The organism is Frankia sp. CpI1-P, assembly GCF_001421075.1.
GTDB lineage: Bacteria > Actinomycetota > Actinomycetes > Frankiales > Frankiaceae > Frankia > Frankia torreyi.
On sequence record NZ_LJJX01000045.1, the window covers coordinates 13,855 to 37,782 of the forward strand.

Here is a 23,928-nt window from a genome sequence, read left to right on the forward strand (position 1 = left end):
NCACCGGCTCGCCGTCGACGGTCGGGAACATGGTCCGCAGCGCCTCGTGCCGGACCACCACGTCGTGCACCGCGGCGCGCAGGGCGGCCACGTCCAGCGGCCCGACCAGGCGCCAGGTGATGGGAATGTTGTAGGTCGGGCTGGGTCCCTCCACCTGCCCGACCACCCACAGGCGCCGCTGCGCGTACGACAGCGGCGGGTGCTGCGGACGCCGCCGACGGCGGACCGCCGCGCGGGCCGTGCCGGCGGAGTCCATCCGCCGGGCGAGCCGGGCCACCGTCGGATCCTCGAAGACCGTCCGCGGCGTGATCTCCACGCCGAACGCCGACCGGATGGCCGCGCACAGCCGCATGACGAGCAGGGAATGGCCGCCGAGGGCGAAGAAGTCGTCGTCGAGGCCGACCCGGTCGAGGCCGAGCACGGCCGCGAACCGCTCGCCGAGCAGCTCCTCCCGGGCGTCGCGGGGGCGCCGGCCGGCAACCGGCGCCGGGGCGGCCGGCTCGGGCAGCGCCGCCCGGTCCAGCTTGCCGTTCACCGTGCGGGGCAGCCCGTCCAGCGCGACGAACGCCTGCGGGACCATGTACGCCGGCAGCACCCGGGCCACGTGGGCCCGGGCCGACTCGACCGGCTCCGGCCCGACCCCAGCCCCGGCTCCGCTCCCGACCCCGGCCCCGGCTGCCGGATCGGGCACCAGGTAGGCGACGAGCTGGAGCGCGGGCGGGGCGTCCGGGCGGAAGACGACCGCGGCCGTGCCGACGCCGGGTGCCGCCGCCAGGGCCCGTTCGATCTCGCCGAGCTCGACCCGGAAGCCGCGCAGCTTGATCTGGTCGTCCGCGCGCCCGAGGAAGGTGAGTGCGCCGTCGGACCGGCGGCGGGCGAGGTCGCCGGTGCGGTACATCCGCTCCCCCGGCGCCCCGAACGGGTCGGCCACGAACCGGCCGGCGGTCAGGCCGAGGCGGCCGAGGTAGCCCCGGGCCAGCCCGGGACCGGACAGGTACAGCTCGCCGGCCACCCCGTCCGGGACCGGCGCCAGCGCGGCGTCCAGCAGGTAGGCCCGGGTGTTGGCGATCGGCGCGGCCCAGCCCGGGTCCGCGCTCGCGGCGGCGGCCGACGGGTCGGTGCCGGTCCCGGTGCTGTGCCAGCCGTAGGCGTCGACCGAGTACTCGGTGGGCCCGTACAGGTCGTGCGCCACCATCCCGGGGATCGCGCGCAGCCGCTCCCACAGCGGCGCCGGGGTGGCCTCGCCACCGACCAGCAGCACGCCCGGCCGGTGGCCGTCGGGGCGCAGGAACCCCTGGCTCAGCAGCTCCTGGAGGTAGGTCGGAGTCAGGTCGAGCACGTCGATGCGGGCCCGCTCGACGTACTCGACGAGCGCGGCCGCGTCCCGGGCGATCCGCTCGTCGACGACGTGGACCTCGTGTCCGGCCAGCAGCCACAGCAACGGCTCCCACGATCCGTCGAAGCTGAACGAGGCCGCGTGCAGGACCCGCTGCGGATCCCGGTCGGGGCCGGCGGCGCGCTCGGCCGGCGCGATGAGGTCGACCGCGTGCGAGGCGAACAGGTTGACCAGGCCCCGGTGGGTGCCGACGACCGCCTTCGGAACGCCGGTCGACCCCGAGGTGTAGATCACGCTGGCCGCACCGGCCGGGTCGGGCCGCGCGGCGGCCCGCTCGGCCCGACCGCCCAGGTCCGGGTCACCGAACACCGGATCGCCGAACGCCGGATCGCCGAGGGGCAGGACGGGGGCGGGGACGGCCGGCAGCCGGCCGGCGAAGGCCCGGGTGGTGAGGACGGCGGTCGGGGCCGCGTCGGCCAGCAGGAACGCGAGCCGGTCGACCGGCTGCTCGACGTCGATCGGCAGGTAGCTCGCGCCCGCCGCCAGCACACCGAAGATCGCCGGCACCATCAGCGCCCGGGGCAGGGCGAGCGCCACCACCGCCTCCGGGTCGCCGCCCAGCCGGGACAGGCGGCCCGCGATCCGGTCCACCTCCCCCGCGAGCTCGGCGAAGGTCGTCCGGCCGCCGGCGGTGACCAGCGCGGTCCGGTCGGGATGCGCGGCCACGGCCCGGGCGAGCAGGTCGGGCACGGTCGTCCCCGGCGCCGACAGCGCTCGCCGCGGGCCGGCGGCCGCGCGCAGGGCGGCCGCCCGCTCCTCGGCGTCGGAGATCTCCAGCCGGCTCACCGGTCCGTCGGGGTCGCGGACGATCCCGGCCAGCAGGCGGAGCAGCCGGTCGGCCAGCCGGGCACCGCCGGCCGGCTCGATGACGTCGGTGGCGAAGTCGACCAGCACGGTGATCTCGCCCCGCGCGGCCCGGTCGACGAACGTCACGTCCAGGTCGAACTTGGCCGCCCCGACCTCGGGGTCGATCCAGGTCACCGGGCCGCCGAACAGCTCCCGGTCGTCGCCGGCCAGGTGGTGGTAGCCGGCCATCACCTGGAACAGCGGGTTGACGCCCGGCGTCCGGCGTGGATTGATCGCCGCGACCACGTCCTCGAAGGGGAGGTCCTGGTGGTCGAAGGCGGCCAGGTCCGTCCCGCGGGTCCGGCCCAGCAGCTCCCGGAAGCTCGGGTCGCCGCCCAGGTCGGACCGGATCACCAGCGTGTTGACCAGGAAGCCGACCAGCCCCTCCAGCGCGGCGTCGGTCCGCCCGGAGATCGGCACGCCGATCGGGATGTCGTCGCCGGAGCCCAGCCGGTGCAGCAGGGCCGCGAGGGCCGCGTGGGCGAGCATCGACATGGAAGTCCCGGTCGCCGCGCACAGCGCCCGCAGCCCGGTCGCGACCGCTTCGGGCAGGACCCGGACCGCCCGCCCCGAGGCGCCGTCGCGGACGGCCGGGCGCGGCCGGTCCAGCGGCAGCGCGATCTCCTCCGGCAGTCCCCGCAGGGCGTCCAGCCAGAAGGCGCGCTGGCGGGCGGCCATGCCGCCCTCGTCGGCCGGGTCGCCGAGCAGGGCCCGCTGCCAGAGCGTGTAGTCGGCGTACTGCACCGGCAACGGCGCCCACGCGGGCGCGCGCCCGGCCCGTCGGGCGGCGTAGGCCGCGTCCAGGTCGAGCAGGAACGGCCGGTCCGACCACTCGTCGGTCGCGATGTGGTGCAGGACGACGACCAGAACGTCGTCGTCGGGGCCGCGCAGCACGGTCAGCCGCAGCGGCGCCTCGGCGGCCAGGTCGAACGGGTGGGCGGCCAGCCGGGTGATCCGGCCGGTCACCTCGCCCGGGGCACACTCGACGACGTCGACGGCGGGGGTCGCGGCCGCGGGGTCGAGGATCCGCTGGTAGGGCTGGCCGTCGACGGCGGCGACGACGACCGTCCGCAGGGCCTCGTGCCGCCCGAGCAGGTCGGTGACGGCGGCGCGCAGCGCGTCGACGTCGAGGCGGGCGCCGACGCGCAGAACGATCGGGTAGTTGTAGGCGTCGTTCCCGCCGGACAACGCCTCGACGAGCCACAGCCGACGCTGCGCCGGGGAGAGCGGGATCCGTTCGGGTCGCTGGCCCGCGACCAGCGCCGGGCGCCCCGCGGTCGGCGCGGCGGTGGACGCGGCGGCGACGCGGTCGGCCAGTCGGGCCGCCAGCGCCTCCACCGTCGGTGCCTCGAACAGGTCGCGGATGGCCAGGTCGACCTCGAGCGCCCCCCGGGCCCGGCTGACCACGCGGGTCGCGAGCAGGGAATGGCCGCCCAGGGCGAAGAAGTCGTCCTCCGCCCCGGCCTCGGGCAGACCGAGAACGTCGGCGAACAGCTCGGCCAGGGTGCGCTCGAGCTCCGTGGCCGGTGCCCGGCCGGAGCTCGCCGCCACCGGCTCGGCCGGCGGCAGGGCGGCCACGTCAAGCTTGCCGTTGGCGTTGCGGGGGATCGCCGGCAGCGGCACGAACGCCGCCGGCACCAGGTAGTCGGGCAGCACCGCCGCAAGATCGGTGCGCAGGCGTGCAACCAGCGCCCCGGCGGCCCGGGCGGCCGTCGGGTCGTTCGTGGGCGCCGCCCGGTCGTCCGGGCGGACGTCACGGGCGCCGGGGACGCCGACGGGCAGGGCCGCGGCCCCCGAGCCGCGCACGAGCACGGCGTCGAGCAGCCCGGGGTCGTCTGGCCGCGCCGCGAGCGCCGCTTCGTAGCCGAGGGTGTCGGCCAGCGCGTAGACGTCCTCGGGCTCGACGGTGCCGCCCCCCGCCTCGGCCTCGCCGGCCGAGCCGCTGGCCGCGACCGCGGCAAGTTCGACGGCTGAGCTCGCGGCCAGGTCGACGGCTCTGCTCGCGGCGAGTTCGGCGGCGATGCGGGCGTCGGGGACGGCGGTCAGGGTCACCCGGGCCGGCCGGCGGGCGCCGATGATCGCGGCGAGCCCGTCGAGGCCGCCTACATCTGCCCCCCAGCTCAGGCGGAGGTCGGCGCCGGCGCCGGTCGGGGTCGGGCGGTCCGCCGCCGCGCGGCGCAGCACGACGTCGTAGCGGTGCCGGGTGAGTTCGTTGCGGTGGCGGCCACGCTTGACCCGCACGCACGCCTCGGCGCCGGCGTCGGCGGCCAGCGCGTGGAAGAACGCGGGCGCGACGACGAGCTCCTTCTCCAGCAGCAGGCGCCGGTCGACGGCCGCCGCGAGCCGGGCCGGATCCGCGCCGGCGCCGGAGCGGGCGAGCTCGAGCGCGGCGTGGAACGCGCGCAGCCGGCCCAGGTCACGGACGTCGCCGACGAGCAGCGATCCACCCGGGGCCAGCAGGTCGAGCGCGCCGAGCAGCACCGTGCGCAGGTAGTCGGCGCTCGGGAAGTACTGGATGACCGAGTTGATGATGATCGTGTCGAAGTAGCCGGTGGGCAGCCCGTCAGTGCGGTGGGCCGGCTGCTGGCGCAGTTCGACCCGGCCGAAACGGGCGGGGTCGGCGGCGATCTCCGCGCGCAGCTTCGCGATGACGGGGGCGGCGAAGTCCGTTCCCCAGTACGCCTCGCACTCCGGCGCGAGCGGGCCGAGCAGCAGGCCGGTGCCGAGGCCGATCTCCAGCACCCGCCGGGGCGCGAGCGCCCGGATCCGGTCGACGGTGGCCGCCCGCCACTCGCGCATGTCCGCCAGCGGGATCGGCTGCCCGTCGTAGCTGGAGTCCCACCCGGCGAAGTCCTCGACGGTCACGGCGGTGGGGATCCGCTCGTACTCGTCGCTGTAGAGCTGTCGCCACTCGCCGACCTGCTCGTCCTCGATGGCCGCCACCTCGGCGGCCGAGGGTCCCGCCGGCACGACGTAGGCGACGAGCCGCTTCGCGCCCGGCGTCACCGGGTCCGCCGCCGCGATGACGGCGGACTGGCTGACCGCCTCGTGCCCGTCGAGGGCGGCGGTGACCTCGCCGAGCTCGATCCGGTGGCCGCGGATCTTGACCTGGTCGTCGGTGCGGCCGAGGAAGTCGAGGTTGCCGTCGTCGGGCCGGCGGGTCACCAGGTCCCCGGTGCGGTACATCCGCCCGCCCGGCCGGGCCGGGTCGGCCACGAAGCGGGTCGCGGTCAGGCCGGGCTGGTCGAGGTAGCCGCGGGCGAGGCCGTCGCCGGAGATGTACAGCTCGCCGGCCACGCCGTCCGGGACCGGGCGCAGCCAGCGGTCGAGCACGTGGACCGCGGTGTTGCGGATCGGCCGCCCGACGGTCGGGGTCGGGCTGTCGGNCGTCGCGGCGCCGAGGGTGTTGATCGTGTATTCGGTCGGCCCGTACAGGTTGTAGCCGGCCGTCCCGTCGGTGGTCCGCAGCCGGGTCCAGAGGGAGTCGGGCACGGCCTCGCCGCCCAGCATGACCAGGGCCGGCCGGTGCCGGTGACCATCCCCCGGGTCGCCGTCGGTGCCGCCATCAGGGGCGCCGTCGGGATCGCCGTCGGGATCGGCGGCCGACTCGGTCCGCTCCAGCAGCCCGGCCTCGAACAGGTGGGCCGCGTAGGTCGGGGTGACGTTGACGACGTCGATCCGGTGGCGGTCGCAGTAGGCGACGAGCCCCTCGGCGTCGCGGCGCAGGTTCTCGTCGCAGATGTGCACCTGGTGGCCCTCGACGAGCCAGAGCAGCTCCTCCCACGACATGTCGAACGCGAACGAGACGGTGTGCGCGACGCGCAGGCGCCGGCCCCCGGTCGCCGCCACCGTCGGGGTGAAGATCTCGTCCCGGTGGTTGAGCCACATGTTCGTCAGCCCGCGGTAGGGCGTGACGACGCCCTTGGGCCGTCCGGTCGAGCCCGACGTGTAGATGATGTAGGCCGGGTGGTCGAGCCGGTCGGCGCGGTCGCGGGCGAAGGCGCCGAGCTCGGCGTCTGCCAGCGGACCGGCCGGGGTGGCGGCCAGCTCGGCGGCGATGGTGTCGGTGTCCAGCGCGAGCCAGGTCGGGCCATCGTGGGCGTCCGCCGCGCCGGGCACCTGCGCGCCGCCGGCCAGGTAGCGGCCGGTCGCCTGGCTCGTGACCAGCAGCGCGGCCCCGCCGTCGGCCACCATCTCCAGCAGGCGCGCCGGCGGATGGTCCAGTTCGAGCGGCAGGTACGCGGCGCCGGTGCGCAGCACGGCGAACAGCGCGACGACCATGTCGACCGTCCGCCCGAGCCCGAGTGCCACCACCGTCTCCGGGCCGGCGCCGTGCGCGATCAGCAGCCGCGCCAGGCGGTTCACCCGGTCGTCGAGGTCGCGGTAGGTCAGCCGCTGCTCGCCGAGGACCAGCGCGACCGACTCGCCGATCCGCGCGGCCCGCGCGGCGAGCAGGTCGGCGACGGTGTCCGTGCCGATCGGCAGCGGCGGGGACACCACCTGGTCCAGCCGGGCCCGCTCGGCCGGTAGCAGCGGGTCGAGGGAGCCCACCGGCGCGTCGAGGTGCGCGACCAGCGCGTCGACCATGGCCAGCAGGCGGGCGAACAGCCCCTCGGCCAGGCCCGGCGCGACGACGTCCGGGCGGTGCTCCAGGCGGACGGTGATCCGCGCGCCGGGGAACAGCACGAACGTCAGCGGATAGTGGGTGTGGTCGAGGCTGCTGCCGGCGACGATCCCGTGGCGGGCGCTGGTCTGGTCGTTCGCCACCTCGTCGATGAAGTTCTGCAGGACGTAGAGCGTGTCGAACAGCACCGGGTGCCCGCTGGCCCGCTGGATCTCGCCGAGCCCGAGGTACTCGTGGTCGAGCAGGTCGAGGCGGTCGGCGGCGACGCGCCGCAGCAGCTCCCCGACCGTCTCCCGCGGGTCGAGCCGGACCCGGACCGGGACGGTGTTCAGGAACAGGCCGACGACCTCGTCCATGCCGTCGAGCTCGGTCGGGCGGCCGGCGACGGTCGTGCCGAACACGACGTCGTCCGAGCCGGTCGTGGCCGCCAGCACCAGCGCCAGCGCGGCGTTGAAGATCGTGTTCAGGGTGACGCCGTGGGCGCGGGAGGCCGCCCGCAGCGCGCTGGCCGTGGCCTCGGGCAGCTCGGCGGTGATCCGCGCGGGGGCGACCGGCGGCAGACCCCGCGCGGCCGGCACCACCATCGTCGGGCCCTCGAGGCCGGCCAGCGCCGACCGCCAGGCCCGCTGCGCGGCGGCGGTGTCCCACGTGCGCAGCCAGCGCAGGTAGTCCCGGAAGGACCCGGCCGCCGCCGGGGCCACGTCCTCGCCGCCGGCGGCGTACAGCCCGAGCAGCCCCTCGACGACGAGCGCACCCGACCAGCCGTCCCACAGCAGCACCTGGCGATTGATCACCAGCCGGGACCGCGTCTCGGCCAGGTGGACGAGGATCAGCCGGAACAGCGGCGGGCGGGCGACGTCGAACGGGCGGGCCCGGTCCTCGGCGGCGATCCGCTCGGCCGTCTCCGACCGTTCGGGCTCGGCCAGTCCGGACAGGTCGATCTCCTCGACCGGGGCGGGCAGCTCGCGCGCGATGACCTGCGCCGGGCGGGACAGCCCGTCGCCGAGGAAGCCGGCGCGCAGGGTCGGGGTGCGGGCCATGAGGGTCGCNCAGGCCACGCGCAGCCGGTCGGCGTCGAGCCGGTGGTCGAAGTCCAGCGAGAACTGGGCGGTGTAGGCGTCGCTGGTCGCGTCGAGCGCCGAGTGGAAGTACAGGCCCTCCTGCAACGGCGAGAGCGGCCAGACGTCCTCGATCGGCGCCGGGAAGGTGCGCGCGATCCGGTCCACCTCGGCCGGTGGGAGCGCGATGAGCTCGGCCGGCTCGCCGGCCGCCGTGGGACCGGCGGCCCGCCCGAGCGAGGCCAGCTCCCGCAGCGCGTCGAGGTAGCCGTCGGCGATGCGGGCGGCCTCGTCCGCCGTCAGCACGGTCGTCAGGTAGGTGAGGGTCGCGCGCAGCACCGGCCCGTCGTCCGTCTCGACGCTGACCAGGTCGACGGTCAGCGGATAGCCGACGCCGAGACCGGGGTCGGGCTCGGCCGCGAGGGCGTCGAACTCCTCGGCCAGTCCCCAGTCAGCGTGGCGGTCGGCGCGGAAGCGACCGAGGTAGTTGAACAGCACCTGGGCCCGCCCGGCCCGGGCCAGCGTCGGGCCGGCCAGCGGGTTGGCGTAGCGGAGCAGGCCGAAGCCGATGCCGCGCTCGGGCGTGGCCCGCAGGCGGGCCGTCACGTCGGCCAGGGTCTCAGCGGCCAGGGTCTCGACAGCCAGGGTCCCGGCAGCCAGGGTCTCGACAGCCAGGGTCTCGACAGCCAGGGTCTCGACAGCCTGGGTCCCGGCGGTCGCGGTCCGCGCCGGGGCGAGCCGGACCGGCGCGATGCTGGTGAACCAGCCGACGGTGCGGGCGAGGTCCAGCCCGGGGGTGATCTCCTCGCGACCGTGGCGTTCGAGATCGACCAGCAGGTCGCCGTCGCCGTCGCCGGCCGCCGGGCGGGGGCGGATCGCCATGCGCAGGCCGGCCAGCAGGATGTCGGTGACCTCGGCGCCGGTTGCCGCGGGGACGTCGGTGAACAGGGCGGCCGTGGCCGTCGGCGGCAGCTCGACGACCAGCCGTCCGGTGTCGGCCACGATGCCCACAGCCGCCGGGCCGAGCGCGGGTTCGGCGGCCGGCGCGGCCGGGCCGAGCGGCTCGGTGAACGGCCGCGCCCCCGGGGCGAGCGCCTGCAGCCAGTGGGTCAGCTCGCCGAGGCGGGCCGGGGCGGCCGCGAGCTCGGTGATCACCTGGCTGAAGGCGCGCAGCGAGGTGCCGACCGGTTCGAGGACCGGCCGGCGGCCGGCGCGGACCGCCGCGTGGGCCGCCTCGAGGTCGGCCAGCAGGATCCGCCAGGACACGCCGTCCACGACGAGGTGGTGGGCCACCAGCACCAGCCGGCCCGGCGCCGTCGGGCCGGCATCGAGCCAGACCGCGCGCAGCACCGCCCCGGCGTCGGGGTCGAGGCGCCCGGCGGCGGAGCCGGAGGCGGCGGCGACCACCGCGCGCAGGGCGGTCGGGTCGAGCCCGGCGGCGTCGATGCGGGTCAGCAGGTCGGGGTCGGGGCCGGCCTGGCCGTCGCCGGGCGGATCGATCTGGAGCAGCCACACCCCGGGCGCGGGCCGCAGCAGCCGGGCCCGCAGGGCGTCGTGGTGCGCGACCAGCGCGCCGAGCGCGGCCCGCAGGTCCGCCTCGGTGGCGCCGGCCGGGGTCCGGACGAGGAAGGCCTGGTTGAACCGCCGGATCTCCCCGCCCCAGTCGGCGAGCCGGGCGACGATCGGCGGCGGGGTCAGCACCCCGGTCGCCGCCGGGTCCGGTCCGGTGGAGGTGGCGAGCGGCGACGGCGGGCCGGCCGGGGTTCCCGCGGACCCGGTGACCGGAGTCGCGGCGGCCTCGGCGGCTTCGGCAGGCGCGGCGGCTTCGGCAGGCGCGGCGGGCGCGGCGGTTTCGGCAGGCGCGGCGGGCGCGGCGGTTTCGGTCGCGGTCCGGCTGGCGACGAGCGCCGCCAGCGCGGCCGGCGTCCGCTGGACGAAGACCTCGCGCGGGGTGACCTCGACGCCCTCGCGGCGGGCCCGGTTGACCAGCTGGATCGCGATGATGCTGTCGCCGCCGAGGGCGAGGAAGTCGTCATCGACGCCGACCCGGTCGACGCCGAGCACGGCGGCGAACACTGTGCACAGCGTGCGCTCGGTGTCCGTGCCGCCCGACCGGGCCGAGGTCGCGGCGGTCAGGTCGGGAGCCGGCAGCGCGGCCCGGTCGAGCTTGCCGTTGCCGGTCAGCGGCAACGCGTCCAACGCGACGACCGCCGCCGGGACCATGAAATCGGGCAACGCCGCCGCGGCGCGGGCCCGCAGCGCCGGCCCGTCGACGCGCCGGCCCGCACGCGGTACGGCGTAGGCGATCAGCCGGCGCCGGCCGGCGTCGTCCTCCCGGGCGACGACGACGACCTGCTCCACCGCCGGGTCGGCGGCCAGGACCGCGGAGATCTCGCCCGGTTCGATCCGGAAGCCGCGGATCTTGACCTGGTCGTCGGCGCGGCCCAGGTACTCCAGCGAGCCGTCCGGGCCCAGCCGGGCCAGGTCGCCCGTGCGGTACATCCGGTCGCCGGGCTCGCCGTACGGGTCGGCCACGAACCGGGTGGCGCTCAGGCCGGTGCGGCCCAGGTAGCCTCGGGCGAGCTGGGCGCCACTGACGTAGATCTCCCCCGGCACGCCGGGCGGCACCGGCGTGAGGTGGCGGTCGAGCAGCCGCGCGCGCAGGCCGGCCAGCGGCTCGCCGATCACGCCTCGGCGCCCCGCGGCGGCAGCGGCCGCGGCGGCCCGGTCCAGCGGCAGGTACGTGACGTGCACCGTGGTCTCGGTGATCCCGTACATGTTGACCAGGGTCGGCGCGTCGTCCGGGTGCCGCTCGTACCAGCCGGCCAGCCGGCCAGGCTCGAGCGCCTCACCGCCGAAGATGACGAAACGCAGGCCGAGGTCGTGCCGGCCGGCGGCCTGGTCGGCCTCCACCAGCGCCGCGAACGCCGCCGGCGTCTGGTTGAGGACGGTCACCGACTCCCGCCGGAGCAGGTCGAGGAACTGCCCGGGGGAACGGGTGACGTCGTGGTCGACGACGACGAGCCGGCCGCCGTGCAGCAGCGGCCCCCACAGCTCCCACACCGAGAAGTCGAACGACACCGAGTGGAACATCGTCCNGACGTCGGTCTCGCCGAAGTGGAACAGCTCCCGGGTGTCGGCGAACAGCCGCACCACGTTGCGGTGCGGGATCAGCGCGCCCTTCGGCCGGCCGGTCGAGCCGGAGGTGTAGATGACATAGGCGAGGTTGTCCGGGCGGGCCCGCCCGGCCCCGTCCGGCGGGGTGGTCGGCGCCGCGGCCAGCGCCGCCACGACCAGCGGGTCGTCCAGTGCGATCAGGGGCACGCCGGCCCGAGCCGGCAGCGCCGCGCGGGTCTCGACGGTGGTCACCGCGCAGGCCGGCGCGGCGTCGCGCAGCATGAACGCGATCCGGTCGGCCGGGTAGGCCGGATCCACCGGCAGGTACGCGCCGCCGGCCTTGAGGACGGCCAGCAGGGTCACGACCAGGTCGGTCGAGCGGGGCAGCGCCACCGCCACGATCGACTCCGGCCCGACGCCCCGCTCCGCGAGCAGCCGAGCGAGTCGGTTGGACCGGGCGTCCAGCTCGGCGTAGGTGAGCTCGGCGTCGCGCCAGCGCAGCGCGACCGCGTCCGGGGTCCGGGCGGCCTGGGCCTCGAACAGCTCGGGCAGGGTGGCGTCGGCGCCCCATCCGGGCGTCGGCGGCGCTGGGAGGAGGGCGGCCCGGTTCCGCTCAGCCGCCGGCAGGGCGGCGACGGCGCCGATCGGCCGGTCGGGGTCGGCGGCGATCTCCTCGAGCAGCGCGAGCATCCGGTCGGCGAGGCCCGCGACCGTCGCGTCGTCGAGGACGCCGCGTAGGTAGCCGAAGGTGAGGCGCAACCCGTCGCCGGGGATCACCCGGATGGTGAGCGCGTAGTGGGTGGCGTCGTGCCCGTCGACCGACGCCAGGCGCGGGCCGTCCGGCGGGATCAGGGTGGNCGGCTCGAACGGGTAGGACTCGAGCACACCCACCGTGTCGAACAGGTCCCCGTGCCCGGCCACCGCCTGGATGTCGGCCAGGCCGAGGTGCTGGTGGGCGAACATGCGGCCCTGCGCCGCCTGGAGCTCGGCGATGAGCGCGGCGAACGTCCCCTGGGCGCTCACCCTGGCCCGGACCGGCACGGTGGTCACGAACAGTCCGATCATGGACTCGACCCCGGGCAGCGCCGGCGGCCGGCCGGCGGTCACCGCGCCGAGGACGACGTCCTCGCGGCCGACCGCCCGGGCGAGCAGGATCGCGTGGGCCGCCCGCAGGATGGAATTCAGGGTGAGCCCCCGCTCGCGCCCGAGCGCGGCCAGGTGGGCGGCCGTCTCGGGGCTGACCGCACGGTCGACGGCGGCCGGGATCGGCACCGTCCCGCTCGCCGACGCGGCTCGATGGCCGCCGCCGGCGGCCATCAGGGTCGGCCCCTCCAGGCCGGCCAGCTCGGCCCGCCAGGCCGCGCGGGCGGCGTCGGAGTCCTGGGCCCGCAGCCAGCGCAGGTAGTCCGAGTACGGGCGGGCGACGGGCAGCCGCGCCGCCGTGACCGGGTCGGCCACGGCGCCGGGATCGGCGACGGCCTCGGAGCCAGCCTCGGTGACGGCCTCGGTGACGGCCTCGGCGCTGGGCTCGGCGCTGGGCTCGGCGGCCAGCGCGAACAGCTCTCGCAGCGCCAGTGGCAGCGACCAGCCGTCCAGGACGACGTGGTGGGCGCAGACCGCGAGCCGGGCGCTGTCCGGGCCCGTGCGGACCCACAGGAACCGGATCAGCGGCGGCGCGGTGAGATCGAAACGCGCGGTGCGGTCGGCCGCGACCAGCCGCTCGGCCTCGGCCGCCCGCTCGGCGGCCGGCCAGGCGGAGAGGTCGACGATTGTCCATTCCGGTTCGGCCCGGTCCAGGATGGCCTGGGCCGGCACGGCGCCGTCGGCCAGGACGGCGGCGCGCAGGACGGCGTGCCGGGCGACGAGCTCCCGCGACGCCGCGCGCAGGCGCTCGGGGTCGAGTCCCTCCCCCGCGAGGTCCAGGACGAACTGGATGACGTAGACGTCCGGCGTGTCATCGCCGTCGACGAGGCGGTGGAACAGCAGCCCCGCCTGCGACGGGGACAGCGGCCAGACCTCGGTCAGCCCGGGCAGCCGCTCCCGCCAGCGCGCCAGGTCCGCCGCGTCGACCGACGCCAGATCCACCGCCGCCGCATCCACCGCCGCCGCATCCACCGCCGCCGCATCCACCGCCGCCGCATCCACCGCCGCCGCATCCACCGCCGCCGCATCCACTGCGGCCGCACGTACCGCCGCCGGATCCACCGGCGTCGAGGCGGCCGCCGCGGCGGCGAGGCCGGCGACGGTCGGGCTGTCGAACACGTCGGCCAGCGCGATCGTCACGCCGGCGGCGGCCGCCCGGGTGACCACGGCGAAGGCCAGGATGCTGTCGCCGCCGAGGTGGAAGAACGAGTCGTCGACGCCGATGCCCGGCTGCCCGAGCACCTCGGCGAACACGTCACGCAGGATCGTCTCGGCCCGGGTCGCCGGGGCCCGGCCGGGCCGGGCGGCGGCGGCGAAGTCCGGGGCGGGCAGCGCCCGGCGGTCGAGCTTGCCGGCGGGAGTGGTGGGCAGGGCGGGCAGCGTCACGAAGGCCGCCGGCACCATGGCCCCGGGCAGGACGCCCGCCGCGTGCGCCCGCAGCTCACCCGCGAGCGTCCGGTCGCCGGCCGGGCCCGCCGGATCCCCCGGGCCGGCGGATCCGGCGGCTGCCGGAACGATGTAGGCGACCAGCGCCGGCCCGGCCGGCCCGTCCGCGCGGACGACGACGGCACAGCGCCCGACGCCCGGGTGACCCTCGAGCACCGCCTCGATCTCACCGGGTTCGATCCGGACGCCGCGGACCTTGACCTGGTCGTCGGAACGGCCGGCGACGACCAGCTCGCCGGTGGCGGTCCAGCGCGCCAGGTCGCCGGTGCGGTATATCCGCTCGCCGGCGTCGAAGGGGCTGGCGACGTACCGGGACGCGGTCAGCGCCGGCCGGTGCAGGTAACCGTGGGCGACGCAGTCGCCGGCGAGGTAAAGCTCGCCGGCGACCCCGGGCGGCACCGGCATGAGCGCGCCGTCCAGCACGTAGGCGCGGGTGTTGCGCAGCGGCCGGCCGACCGCCAGCCGTTCCCCGGCGGTCGCGGCGGCGCGCACCGGGCTCGTCGTCACCCAGACCGTCGTCTCCGTCGGCCCGTACAGGTTGGTGAGGCTCTCCGCGCGGGTGAGCAGCTCCCGGGCGAGGTCGGGCGGTAGCGGCTCGCCGCCGCACAGGGCGCGCACCGCAGGGTAGGGCCCCGGGTCCGCGTTGAGGATGGAACGCCAGCGCGACGGGGTCGCCTGCGCCAGCGTGACCGCTCCCCCGCGCAGCAACCCGGCCAGCGCCGACGGATCGCGGCCCTGGTCGCCCTCGGCAAGGTGGATCGAGGCGCCGACGGTCAGCGGCGCGAGCAGCTCGACGGTGCTCGGGTCGAAGGCCAGCGTCGTCGCGGCGAGCAGCCGGTCCGCCGAGGTGATGCCGACGGTCTCGACGATCGACGCCAGGAAGTTCGTCAGCGCTCGGTGGCCGACGACGACGCCCTTGGGCCGCCCGGTCGAACCCGACGTGTAGATCACGTACACCGGGTTGTCCGGATCGACGGCCGGCGGCCAGGCTTCGGCCGAAGCCGCCGGCCCGGATCGGGGCTCGGATCGGGGCTCGGATCCGGGTTCGCGTTCGGGTTCGCGTTCGGGTCCGTCGATCAGCAGCAGGCCGGTGCCGGGCGCGAGCGGGAGCCGCGCGGCGAGCGCGCGCGTGGTCACCACGACCGCCGGGGACGCGTCCTCGATCATGAAACCGATCCGGTCGGCCGGATAGTCGGGGTCGAGGGGCAGGTAGGCGGCGCCGGCACGANCGGTGCCGGCCAGTGCCACGACCAGGTCGGCCGAGTGGGGCAGCGCGACGGCGACGACAGCCCCCCGCCCGACGCCACGGCCGGCCAGCACCCGCGCGAAGGCGTCGGCCCGCGCGGCGAGGTCGCCGTAGGTCACCATCCCTGCCGCGGTCACCAGCGCCGTACGGTCCGGGACACGCTCGGCCTGGGCGGCGAACAGCGCCGTCCACGACTCGGCCGGGCTGGGCCCGGCGGTGTCGTTCCAGGCGGTCAGGACGCGCTCGCGTTCCGTGCCGGCGAGCAGGTCGACGGCGCCGATCGGGGTGTCGGGGCGGACCAGCCCCGCGGCCAGCAGCCGTTCCAGGCGCGGGCCGACGGTCCGCGCGAACGACGGTGAGACCACGCCGTCCTGGTAGGTCGTCTCCAGTTCGAGCGCGTCGCGGCCGCCGCCGTCACCGAGCTCGGCGACGACCGTCAGCGGGAACTGCGCGGTGCCGTTGTGCGCCGGACGCCGTTCGCCGCGCAGGTCCCGGCCGCGCAGCGCGGCGGCGGCCGGGGTGCGGACGGCGAACATCGTCGTGAACAGGCTGGAGACACCGTCGGCGCGGTCCGGGTTGAGGTCGCGGACGACGTCGGCCAGGTCGACGTCGGCGTGGGCGAACGCGCCCCGACACACCTCGCGGGCGCGGTCGAGCAGGTCGGTGAACGTGTCGGCCGGTCCGACCGCGAGCCGCAGGCAGACGGTGTTGCCGAAGTAGCCGAGCACGCCGGCGGTCTCGGCGCGGTCGCGGTTGACCACCGGCGAGCCGATGGTGATGTCGGTCGCGCCAGTGATCCGGTGCAGCAGGGCACCGTAGGCGGCGAGCAGCACCATGAACGGCGTCGCGCCGTGCCGCGCGGCGAACGCCCGGACCTGGCCGGCCAGCTCGGCGGATGCCTGGTGGACGGTCTGCCGGCCGGCGTCGGGCTCGCCGCCGTCACCGGACCTGTCGCCGTCGCCGTTCGAGGTGCCGTCGCCGTTCGAGGTGCCGTCGCCGTTCGAGGTGCCGTCGGCGGCGGGAGCGGGCAGGCGCACCGGTTCGGGCAGCGGGGTCAGCCGCTGTCGCCAGTAGGCCAGCTCGTCCGGGGTGGGACCGGCCGCGTCCGGCGCGACGGCGTCGAGGAACTGCACGCCGATGCCGGCGCCGGGCTGGTCGTCGGCGCCGCTGTCCCGACGGTCGTAGGTGGCGAGCAGGTCGCCGAAGAAGACGTCCCAGCAGGCGTCGTCCCAGGCGATGTGGTGGGCGGCGAGCGCGAGCGTGTGCCGGTCCGGGCCGTGGCTCAGCACCGTCACCCGCAGCGGCGATTCAGCGGTGAGGTCGAAAGGCCGGCGCGCGGCGCGCACCGCGATCTGGCGGGCGCGCGGCTCGCGGTCCTCGTCAGGTTCGGCAGACAGGTCCACGCTGAGCCAGGCCGGCGTGACGTCGTCGCGGACGACCTGTTCGAGCCCGCCGTCCGCGGTGACCCGGTAGGTGGTGCGCAGGACCTCGTGGCGGCGGGCGACGGCGAGCAGCGCGCCGCGCAGCGCGCTGACGTCCAGCGGTCCGGTCAGCTCGAACGCCGCCGAGATCGTGTAGGCGGCGCTGTCGGGTCGCAGCCGTTGCAGGAACCACATCCGCCGCTGGCCCGGGGTGACCGGGTAGCCCACACCGGGGGTCCGCGCCAGGCGTCGGACGCCGCCGGCCGTCGGCTCGCGCGTCAGGCGCTCCGCCGCCAACCGGCGGCGGAGCAGCTCACGCTTGCGCTGCGCGGAGTCGGGACTGGCCACGGTGCACGTCCTTCCGGTGGTGCGGCTTCGGTGGTGCGGCTTCGAGACGGCGTCTGGATCCGCAGGACCGCGGAGGCACGCGCGAGGGGGCGCTAGCCGAGGCGGCGGCGCAGCTCGCGCTTGTCGATCTTGCCGACGGGGGTGAGGGGGAGCTCGTCGACGACCGTGAGCAGGTCGGGAAGCATGAACCGGGCGAGGCCCCGCTCGCGCAGGTGCGCCTTGAGGGCGCGCAACGTCACCGCCGCGCCGGGCGCTGTGACGATCACCGCGCGGACGCTCTCGCCGACCTGCTCGTCCGCCGCCGCGACGACGGCGGCCTGGGCGACCGCGGGGTGGGTGAGCAGGTGCTCCTCGAGCTCGGTGGCGGAGACGTTCTCCCCGCCCCGGTTGATCACGTCCTTGATCCGCCCCTCGACGACGAGGTTGCCACTCGCTGTGAGCCGAACCAGGTCACCGGTGCGGTAGAAGCCGTCCGGGCTGAACGCGGTCGCGTTGTGCTCGGCGGCCNGGTAGTAGCCCCGCACCGTGTAAGGGCCGCGGGTCCACAGCTCGCCGACGGTTCCCGCGGCGACGTCCGCCCCGTCACGGTCGACGATGCGGATCTCGTCCGCCGCCGCGAGCGGCCGGCCCTGGGTGGTGCAGGCGATCTCGTCGCCGTCGTCGAGGCGGGTGAAGTTCAGCAGGCCCTCGGCCATGCCGAACACCTGCTGGACGGTGGCGCCGAGGGTCGGCCGGATGCGCCGGGCCAGCTCGGCGTCCAGCCGGGCGCCGCCGACCTGGAGCAGGCGCAGGCTCACGGTGTCGGGCCGCTCCCACGCGGCAGCGGTCACCCAGAGGCGGGCGAGCGCCGGCACCAGCGCGGTGACCGTCACCCGCTCGCGGGCGATGAGCTCGAAGACGGTCTCCGGGCTGGGCGAGGGCGCCAGGACCACCGTCGCGCCGACGCCGAGCGCCCCGAGGACGCCCGGGCACGCCAGCGGGAAGTTGTGGGCGGCCGGCAGCGCAACCAGGTAGACGTCCTCGCCGGTCAGCCCACACAGCCCGGCGCTGGCCGAGGCGTTGTAGGCGTAGTCCCAGTGGGTACGCGGGATCAGCTTGGGCTTTCCGGTCGTGCCGCCCGAGATGAGCAACAGCGCGACGCCGGCCGGGTCGGGGGGCGCCGCCGGCCCCACGGGTCGGCCCGCGCGGGCGGCGGCGCCCGCGGCCGCGAGCGCGTCGATCCCGGGGAACGGACCGGCGTCGCCGGCCACCAGCACATGGCGCACCGCCGGGACCGCCGCCACGATCTCCCGAGCGAGCGCGCGGTGGTCGAAACCCTCGTGCTTGTCGGGGATCGCGTAGGCCACCGCGCCGGACAGTCGGGCGAGATGCTCGATCTCGACGCGGCGGTGGGCGGGCAGCGCCAGCACTGGGATCGCCCCCAGCCGCAGCAGCGCGAACAGCAACGTCACGAACTCGATCCGGTTCGGCAGGTGGATCAGGACGCGGTCGCCGGCGGCGAGGCCGAGCCCGGCGAGCCCGGCCGCCAGATCGTCGACGGCCCGATCGAGCTCGGCGTAGGAGAGCCGGACTGGCTGGGTGGGCGGCCCGGCGACGAGGGCGGTCGCCGGACCGAACCGCCGGGCCCAGTCCCGCGGCCGTTCGCCGAGCGGCTCGCCCTGCCAGTAGCCCTCGGCGGCGTACCGGCGCCCGAACTCGGCCGGCCAGGGCACCCAGCCGTCCACCGCGGTCGGCGAGGCCGGGCCGGTCAGCGACCGGCGGATCATCGCTCGGCCCCGATGGTGCCGGCGCCGTCGCCCACGAGGCCGGCGCCGGCGCCCAGCCGCACCGCGATCTCGTCGTCGGACAGACCAGCGATCTCCCAGGCGATCGACGCGACGCGGTCGAGACGCCCGGGTGCGATCTCGGCGGCGCGCATGCGCTGCGCCAACGAGGCCACCGTCGGCGCGCCGAACAGCATGCGGACCGACACCTCACCGGTGTCAAGCTCGTCGCGCAGGCGGGTGACGACGCGGGTGGCCAGCACCGAGTCGCCGCCGAGCGCGAAGAACTCGTCGGTCACCCCGAACGCGTCGCCGCCCAGCACCTCCCGCCAGACCAGCATGATCATCTTTTCCAGGTCGGAACGCGGCGGGGAGGACTGCGGCCGGGGGCCGCAGTCCTCCCGCTCCAGCAGCTCGGCGGCCGCCCTACGGTCGACCTTCCCGTTGGCGCTGAGCGGGAGTTCCGGCACCGCGACGACACGGTCGGGCACCATGTGCGGCGGCAGCAGGCCGCGCAGGCCCGCGCGGACCGCCGCCGGACCGTCCGCCGGATCGGCTCCCGGATCGCCGACGACGAGCGCCCCGAGCGGGGCCGGCCGGCCGGCCCCGCCGCCGATCAGCGCGACCACGCCGGCCCGCACGCCCGGCAGGGCCAGCAGCGCGGCCTCGACCTCGCCCAGCTCGACCCGGAAGCCGCGGATCTTGACTTGCTGGTCGCGACGGCCCAGGAACTCGACGGTGCCGTCGGGCAGGTAGCGGGCCAGGTCCCCGGTGCGGTACCAGCGGGCGCCCGCGTGGGTGACGAACCGGTCGGCCGTGCGCTCGGGGTCGCCGAGGTAGCCGCGGGCGACCCCGGCGCCGCCGATCCACAGCTCGCCGGCGACGTGATCGGGGCAGTCCCGGCCGAGAGCGTCGACGACCCGCAGCGCGACGTTGCGCAGCGGCGTGCCGTAGGGCACCGAACGCCACTGCGCCGGCACCGGACCGCCCCCGACGATCTCGCACACGGTGGAATGGATCGCGGTCTCGGTCGTGCCGCCGAGGCCCAGGAACCGGCAGCCGGGGACGGCCGCGGCGAGCCGGGCCGGCAGGTCGACGCCGACCCGGTCCCCGCCGAGCAGCACCGCCCGCAGGCTGTCCCCGAGCTCGCCCGCCCCGCCGGCCACGGTGAGGATCAGGTCGAGCACGGCCGGGACGCAGTTGAGGATCGTGACCCGGTGCTCGGCGACGAGTTCGGCCCAGCGGGCGGCCTCGCGCCGGGAGTCCTCGTCGACCAGCACCACGGCGCCGCCGACGGACAGCGGCGCGAACAGGTCGAAGACCGACAGGTCGAAGTCGAGGGCGGAGACGGCCAGCGTCCGGTCGTCCGGGCCGAGTCCGAGCCGCTCGGTCAGGTCGTCGAGGGTGTTCATCGCCGCCCGGTGACCGACCTCGACGCCCTTCGGCTGGCCGGTGGAACCGGAGGTGAACAGCACGTAGGCGGGTTCGCCCAGCCGGGCCGGGTCGTCCGCCGCGGCGAGGACGAGGCGGTCGGACGCCGTCTCGGCGGGCTCGCCGGGAGTGCCGTCCAGGCCGAGCGGGGTCACCCCGTCGGGCCACCGCGTGCGGGCCGGCGAAGTGATCACGATGCTGAAGCCGGCGGTCGCCGCGATCCGAGCGACCCGCGCGGGCGGCTGTTCCACCCCGACCGGTACGTAGGCGGCGCCCGCCGCCAGCACGCCCAGGACGGCGACGACCTGCGCCGGCCCCTTGGGCAGGCTGACGGCGACCAGGTCGCCGGGCCGCACGCCGCGGGCGGCGAGCCTGCCCGCGACCGCCCGGGCCCGCGCGGCGAGCTCGCCGTAGGACAGCGAGCCGGCCGGCTCGCCCGTCGCCCCCCACACCAGCGCCGGCGCGCCGGGCCTGCGCTCGGCCAGCGCGAAGAACCCCTCGTGGAGCAGGCGGGTGGACGCCGGCCCCGCGACGGCGCCGACGCGGTCGCGCACCGCGCGCACCGACTCGTCGAGCAGCCCGTCGACGGGCCGGTCCCAGACCGAGCCGTCCCCCGCCTCGCCGGCCGACCTGGTGCCGGCCGAACTGGTGCCGGCCGAACTGGTGCCGGCCGAACTGGTGCCGGCCTCGAGCGGCCTGGGGGTGGCCAGGTCATGCACCAGTCGTTCGAAGGCGGCGAACATCGCGTCGACCACACCGGGCGCGAAGATGTCCTCGCGGACGTCCCAGTTGACCAGCAGGCCCCCGTCGAGCTCGGTGATCTGGGCGTCGAGCAGGACCTGCGGCCCCTGCGAGATGATCCACGCCGGGTCGCCGAACTCGCGGCGCACGGCGGGGTCGAACAGTTCACCGAGGCCCAGGGCGCTGGTGAACACGACCGGGGCCAGCACCCGCTCGCCGCGCGCCCGGCCCGCCTCGCGCAGGATCTCGACGCCGGAGAAGCCGGCGTGGGCGGCGTCGGCGTGCAGCCGGGTCTGGACCCGGCGGGCCCGCTCGACGAACGGGACCCGGTCGGTGAGGTCGATCTCCAGCAGCACCGAGCTGGTGAAGTCGCCCACCACCCGGTCGACGTCGGGGTGCACCTGCTCGCGGTCGAACAACGGGACGTTCAGCAGGAACCGGGGCTGGGTGCTCCAGCCGCCGAGCACCTCGGCGAACGCGGTCGCCACGGCCATCGCCGGGGTGAGGCCGCGGCGGTGGGCCGCCTGCCCCAGCGCGACGCGGGCCTGCTCGGGCAGCCGGAAGTGCCGCCGGGACACCCGCGGCTCGGCCGTGGCGCCGACGGCGGCCAGCGGCGACGCGAGCGCGAGTTCGGGCGGCCCGGGCAGGCTGGGCAGGCGGTCACGCCAGGCGCGCCGGGACCGTTCGGCCTGCGCCTGCCGGCCCGCGGTGTGCTCGGCCCGGTACCGCCGGTAGGTGTATGCCGGCGCGGACGCCACCTCGTCCGGGCGGCCGTAGAGGTTCGCCAGGTCGGCCAGCAGGACGCGGTAGCTGACGGCGTCCGCGGCGACCATGTCGACGTCGAGGTGGAACCGGGTCGCGCCGCCCGGGCGCAGGCTGAGCGCGGTCGCGAAGACCTCCCCGCGTTCGATGTCGAGCATCTCGTGGGACAGCGTGTCGCGCACGGCCGCAAGCCGGGCCGCGGCGACGTCCTCGTCGAGGTCGCGCAGGTCGTGCACGGTCAGCCCGCGCCAGCCCGACCGCTCCTCGACGACCTGGCCGCCGTTGTCGGTGATCCGGGTCCGCAACGCCTCGTGCCGGGAGATGAGCCGTTCGATCGCGGCGGCCAGCCGGTCCGGCTCGACGCCCCGCCCGTCGAACTCGCTGTAGAGGTGGGCGGCGACGCCGCCGAGCGGCTGCCCTGGATCGCGGCCAACCCAGTAGGCGTGCTGCATGAGCGCCAACGGGAACTCCCCGCCGTCCGCCGCGGGCGGATCCGGCCTCGCCGCGGCCGGCTGCGGCGGCCCGTCACCGGCGGCGCCGCCCTCGGCGGCCGGCGCGGCGGCCGAGAGCCGGCCGGCCAGCAGCTTGAACCACGCGTCGAGGGTCGGGTTCTCGGCGAGCTCGGCGAAGTTGACCTCCAGGCCGGCCCGCCGCCAGGCGCCGACCGCCTGGATCAGCGCGATCGACTCCAGTCCGCGTTCGAACAGGTTGTCCTCGTCGCCGACGTCGGCCGGGTCCTCCTCCAGCAGGCCGGCGACCGTGCGCCGCAGCGCCTCCCGGTCCGGTCCGGCCGCCGGCGCCGCCACCAGAAAACGGCTGACGCTGCGCAGTTTCTCGCGGGTCTCCTCCAGCTCCCGCTCGGGGCGCGACGCGCCGACGACGCCCGCCCCCGCGCGCAGCCAGGTCCGCCCGTCGCGCTGGAAGGCCGTGCGCAGGACGAGGGCGGCGTCGAGCGAGCCGTCCGCGGCGACACTGATCACGGCGCCGCTGTAGAGGCCGCGCGGCTGCGGCTCGGCCCGCCTGATCACGGCGAGGGCGGCTGCCTTCGGGACGCCGGTGGCCGTGATGGACGGGAAGACGGCGGCCAACGCGTCCCAGCCGTCGCGGCCGGGCGCCAGCCGGCCGCTGACGCGCGAGGCCAGGTGCTGGACGCTGCCCCGTTCGAGCACGGCCATGAACTCGTCGACGACCAGCGTCCCCGGCTGGCACACCCGCCGCAGCTCCTCCTGGGCCACCTGCACCGACACCGCGTGCTCGTAGATCTCCTTGGGGTCGGTGCGCAGCGCCTCCCGGCGGGCCCGGTCGGCCTCGCCGCCGTCGACCCGCCCGCCGTCGAAGGCCGCGGTGCCGGCCAGCGGCTGGGTGGAGACCTGGCCGCTCGCTGCGACCTCGACGACGGTCTCCGGGCTGAACCCGGCCGCGCGCACGCCGCCGAGGTCGAGCAGGAAGGACCGGGCGGGGGTGTTGCCCCGCCGACCCCGCTCGTACGTCGCGATGAGGTCGATCTCGCCGTCGACCGGGATGACCCGGGAGAGGATCACCTTGCGCAGCCGGCCGGCCCGGATGTCCTCGACGGCGCGGGCGACGCCCTGCCGGTAGTCGTCGGCGCCGTGCTCGAGGTCGGCCAGCGGGCTCAGCCGCGCCGCCTCGTCGGCGGCGGCACCCGTGCTGGCGGCGGCGCCGGTGCCGGTGAGGGCGCCGGTGCCGGTGAGGGCAGGCGCGGTGGCCAGCGCCTCGGCCAGGAGGTCCAGGTCGGCCGGGTCGGCGGCGCGCAGGGTCGCCCCCGCCGCCGTCAGCCGCGCCTCTCGGGCCGGAATGATCAGGTGGACCAGCGACTCGGCCGACTGCGGGCCGGGCAGGCCCGCGATCCGGGAACCGAGCTCGAAACCGGCCCAGCCGCACGCCCGCCAGTCCACCACCGGGACGCTCGCCAGCACGCCGGCCAGGGCCCGCAGCGGCGCGGCGCCGACCGGCTCGACGCGCCAGCCGCCGCCGAACCGGTAGCGGATCTCGTCCCACGACAGAACGATCTCGGCCAGGGCACCCGAGCCGAAGCACCACTCGCCGTCGCGCTCGTAGACGGTGTACGGCGCCTCGGCGCCGCGCCCGAGGCGGGCCGCCGCCGCGAGCGGGTCGCCGGTGAGGCGCACCGTCCGCTCGTGGTAGACCAGCGGCGCTGTCACCGGGACACGCCGGATTCGGCTCCGTCGCGGTGTTCCCGCCCGGCCTCGGCGGACTGGTCGGACCCTCGGTCGGCGGGCTGGTCGGCCGCCATCCGGGCGACCAGGCTGGCCGGGCGCAGGTCGGTCCAGGTGGCCTCGACGTACTCCAGGCAGGCCGTCCGGCTGGCGGCGTCGTGCACCGTCCGCCAGCCCGCCGGAACCGGCGCGAAGGTCGGCCAGAGCGAGTGCTGGCCCTCGGCGTTGACCAGGACGTAGAAGCTTCCGTTTTCGTCATCGAACGGGTTCGTCGACATGCGGTTCCCGTCTCCTCGGGTCTGCGGCCTGAGATGGTGTCTAAGGTTAGGTTTACCTAAATTACTGGGGCGCGTCCAGCCTTATCAGGCAAAAACCCCAGCTCGTACGT

2 protein-coding genes and 8 pseudogenes are annotated in these 23,928 nt (G+C 76.5%); all 10 read right to left on the reverse strand.

From position 1 onward, the window contains the following. Position 1: 1 nt before the first annotated feature. Positions 2-5,628: pseudogene (locus FF86_RS56385) on the reverse strand (amino acid adenylation domain-containing protein); the annotation flags it as partial. A gap of 1 nt (position 5,629) precedes the next feature. Further along, a pseudogene (locus tag FF86_RS56390) lies at positions 5,630-7,915 on the reverse strand (AMP-binding protein); the annotation flags it as partial. A gap of 1 nt (position 7,916) precedes the next feature. After that, positions 7,917-11,022: pseudogene (locus tag FF86_RS56395) on the reverse strand (AMP-binding protein); the annotation flags it as partial. A gap of 1 nt (position 11,023) precedes the next feature. Next, a pseudogene (locus tag FF86_RS56400) lies at positions 11,024-11,898 on the reverse strand (AMP-binding protein); the annotation flags it as partial. 1 nt (position 11,899) lies between these two features. Beyond that, positions 11,900-14,858: pseudogene (locus FF86_RS56405) on the reverse strand (amino acid adenylation domain-containing protein); the annotation flags it as partial. Position 14,859: 1 nt separating this feature from the next. Then, positions 14,860-16,492 (reverse strand): annotated as a pseudogene (locus tag FF86_RS56410) (condensation domain-containing protein); the annotation flags it as partial. A 245-nt stretch (positions 16,493-16,737) separates the two neighbouring features. After that, positions 16,738-17,152 (reverse strand): annotated as a pseudogene (locus FF86_RS56415) (AMP-binding protein); the annotation flags it as partial. A 1-nt stretch (position 17,153) separates the two neighbouring features. Beyond that, positions 17,154-18,411: pseudogene (locus FF86_RS23895) on the reverse strand ((2,3-dihydroxybenzoyl)adenylate synthase); the annotation flags it as partial. Beyond that, on the reverse strand, positions 18,408-23,525 hold the full coding sequence (locus FF86_RS23900) for a salicylate synthase (protein WP_082122134.1): 5,118 nt from the start codon (positions 23,523-23,525) through the stop codon (positions 18,408-18,410). The pseudogene FF86_RS23895 and the gene FF86_RS23900, both read right to left, overlap by 4 nt. Continuing rightward, positions 23,522-23,818 carry an MbtH family protein gene (locus FF86_RS23905; RefSeq protein ID WP_044887085.1) on the reverse strand — a complete coding sequence of 99 codons (297 nt, stop codon included), beginning with the start codon at positions 23,816-23,818 and terminating at the stop codon, positions 23,522-23,524. The genes FF86_RS23900 and FF86_RS23905 overlap by 4 nt, the downstream gene beginning before the upstream one ends. Positions 23,819-23,928: the final 110 nt, after the last annotated feature.

Coding starts and splice junctions, on each gene's coding strand:
- FF86_RS23905 (WP_044887085.1), bottom strand. CDS start 23,818: ATGTCGACGAACCCGTTCGATGACGAAAACGGAAGCTTCTACGTCCTG.